The 2,825-nt window shown below is 76.7% G+C and carries 3 protein-coding genes; 2 read left to right on the top strand and 1 reads right to left on the bottom strand.

Annotated elements, in window-relative coordinates:
* Positions 1-89 precede the first annotated feature (89 nt).
* Positions 90-1,124, top strand: a complete 1,035-nt coding sequence (locus tag ACFV0G_RS29160) for a bile acid:sodium symporter family protein (protein WP_380554450.1) — start codon at positions 90-92, stop codon at positions 1,122-1,124.
* 13 nt (positions 1,125-1,137) lie between these two features.
* Here ACFV0G_RS29160 and ACFV0G_RS29155 read toward each other — a convergent pair whose 3' ends face one another.
* Entirely contained in the window at positions 1,138-2,016 is an 879-nt protein-coding gene (locus ACFV0G_RS29155) for a hypothetical protein (RefSeq protein WP_380554447.1), read from the bottom strand.
* 231 nt (positions 2,017-2,247) lie between these two features.
* On the opposite strand from ACFV0G_RS29155, the gene ACFV0G_RS29150 reads away from it, so the two are divergent.
* Positions 2,248-2,825, top strand: a 578-nt coding sequence (locus tag ACFV0G_RS29150) for an RNA polymerase subunit sigma-70 (protein WP_380554444.1), incomplete at its 3' end; no start/stop codon positions are given.

Genomic DNA, 2,825 nt, shown 5'->3' with positions numbered 1-2,825 from the left:
TACAACCCCCGCCCCCCGGGGCCCCCCCCCCGGGCGGGGGCGCCCCCCCTGCCTGCGTCCGGGCCCCGCCGCCCGGCATGATCGGCGGTATGCCCCGACCGTCCGGACCGCCCCGCCCCGCTGCCGCCCTCCGCGGCGCGGAGCGCGCCCTGCACCGGATCGGCGTCGACGGCTACCTCCTGCTGCTGTTCGCCACCGTCGGCCTGGCCACCGTGCTGCCCGCCCGCGGGGCGGCCGCCGACGCGGTCTCACTGGCCGTGCAGATCGCCGTCGGCCTGCTGTTCTTCCTCTACGGGGCGCGACTCTCCCCCGCCGAGGCGCTGGCCGGCGTCCGGCACTGGCGGCTGCACCTGCTGATCCTGGGCTGCACCTTCGTGCTCTTCCCACTGCTCGGCGAGGCCGCCCGGCTGCTGCCGCCCGCGCTGCTGCCGGCGCAGCTCTCCACCGGCGTGCTCTTCCTCACCCTGCTGCCGTCCACCGTGCAGTCCTCGATCGCCTTCACCTCGATGGCCCGCGGCAACGTCGCCGCGGCGATCTGCGCCGCGACCTTCTCCAGCCTGCTGGGCATCGTGCTCACCCCGCTGCTGGCCGCCTGGCTGCTGGCCGGCGGCTCCGGGGTGCACGTGAGCGGGACGCAGGTGCTGGACGTCGTCCTCCAGTTGCTGGTGCCGTTCGCGCTCGGCCAGCTGCTGCGGCCGTGGGTGGGCCCGTGGACCGGCCGGCACCGCACGCTCACCCGGACGGTCGACCGCGGGTCGATCCTGCTGATCGTGTACGCCGCCTTCGGCGAGGGTGTCCGCGACGGCATCTGGAGCCGGGTCACGGCGGGCCAGCTGGGGGTGCTCCTGGTGCTCTGCGCCGTCCTGCTGGCCGTCGTGCTGGCGGTCAGCGGCGCAGCCGCCCGGCGGCTCGGCTTCGACCGGCCCGACCGGGTCACCATCCGGTTCTGCGGGTCCAAGAAGTCCCTGGCCAACGGCCTGCCGCTGGCGACGATCATCTTCCCGGCGCCGGTGGTGGGCATCACGGTGCTGCCGCTGATGCTCTTCCACCAGATCCAGTTGATGGTCTGCACCGTCCTCGCCCGCCGCTGGGGCCGGCAGGCGGAGGACGGCACGGCCGGTTAGGCCCTGCGGCCGGTCAGGCCCTGCGGCGGCGAAGGAGGACGCGGGTCGCGACGGCGGCAGCGAGCGCACCGGCGACCGCCGCGGCGATGAGGGCGACGGCGGTGGTGCGGCCGCCGTCACCGGCGTCGGCCTGCCGGCCGGCCTGCGCCCTGGCCCGGTCGACGGTGTCGGCGGACGGGACCTTGGTCACCAGCGCGGCCGGCACGTCGGCGGACCCCGCGGTCGGCGGCGGGGCGGAGGGGGCACCGGAAGCGGGCGCGGCGGCCCCGCGGCCGGGGGCGGTGACGGTGAACGCCGAGACGGTGCCGCTGACGAGTGAGGCGCTGTCGGGCCCGGCGTGCTCCCGGTCGGCCGGGAAGATCCTCACGTACGGGGCGGCGGTCGCCGCACCCGCCGCGGCTGCGGGGGTCAGCGCCAGACGCACCTGGACGGTGAGGGTCCGACCGGCCGCGACGAACAGGAGCGAGTCCCGGTCGGGTGAGCTGTCGCCCCGGAGATCGCTCAGGGCCACCGCGATGCCGGGTCCGGACACGGCGTTGGCCACGGGATGCGCGTCGACCCAGGTGCGGGTGTACGGGTTCTGGTACCGGGCCTCGATCTGGCCGGTGGTCAGCGTCGTCGAACCGAGGAACGCCACCGGCAGGACGACGGCGTCGTCGCCGGTGTTGGTGATCACCTCGGTGAAGGACACCTCGGCGCCGCCGGCCGCAACGGTGGCGGGGAACCCGCCGAGGGCGACGGTGCCGCTCGCCCGGGGTATGACCGGCGGGTCGGGCGAGGCGGCCAGCGCGACGCCCAGCACGGCGGCGCCCGCGACGGCGGCCCCCGCAAGGGCGACACCCGCGACCAGCGCCGGGATCGCGGATACCGCCAGGACGCTGCGCAGCTTCACGGGAACCTCACGGGTGCGCCGGTACCGCACGGGCACCGGGGAGTCGGACCTGCACCGGGCCGGCCGGCAGGGCGGCCGGGCCGCGATGATCGGAAGCGGATCCTATCCCGGTACGCGGGTTCCCTTGGGGGGCCTCCTGACCGCGGGTCAGTCCCGCGCGGCCGCACCCTCCGAGGGCCGTTCCGCGGTCCGGCGCCTGCCGGGCCGTGGCGCGGGAGGCATGATGGCCGGGTGGACTTCGAACCGTACCGCGGCGAGTTGACGGCGTTCTGCTACCGGATGCTGGGTTCGTGCCACGAGGCCGAGGACCTGGTGCAGGAGACGCTGCTGCGGGCTTGGAAGGCGCGCGACCGGTACGACCCGGCGCGTGCGTCGGTGCGGACCTGGCTGTACCGGATCGCGACCAACGCGTGCCTGACCGCCCTGGAGGGGCGCCGGCGGCGACCGCTGCCCTCCGGGCTGGGGGCGCCGAGCACGGACCCGGGTGCGCCGCTGGCGCCGGCGTCCGACATCCCCTGGCTGGAGCCGTTCCCGGACGCGCGGTTCGACGTGGAGGCGCGGGCCGATCTGCGGCTCGCCTGGGTGGCGGCGGTGCAGGTCCTGCCGGCGCGGCAGCGCGCCGTCCTGGTGCTGCGCGAGGTACTGGCGTTCAGCGCCGCCGAGGTCGCCGAGCAGCTCGGCACCACGGTCGCGGCGGTCAACAGCGCCCTGCAGCGGGCCCGGGGGGGGGCGCGCCCCCCGGGGCAGGACACCGGGGGGGGCGGGCGCGCCGGGGCCCAACGCCCGGGCGATCCGGCGCAGTTCGAGCC

The sequence above is a fragment of the Kitasatospora sp. NPDC059571 genome (genome assembly GCF_042735675.1).
Classification (GTDB): Bacteria; Actinomycetota; Actinomycetes; order Streptomycetales; family Streptomycetaceae; genus Kitasatospora.
Note: the sequence above shows the minus strand (reverse complement) of the source record. Positions and strands in the feature narration are given on the sequence as shown.

Bases quoted from the DNA above. Each gene is read 5' to 3' on its own strand.
- ACFV0G_RS29160 (WP_380554450.1), top strand. From the start codon at position 90: ATGCCCCGACCGTCCGGACCGCCCCGCCCCGCTGCCGCCCTCCGCGGC.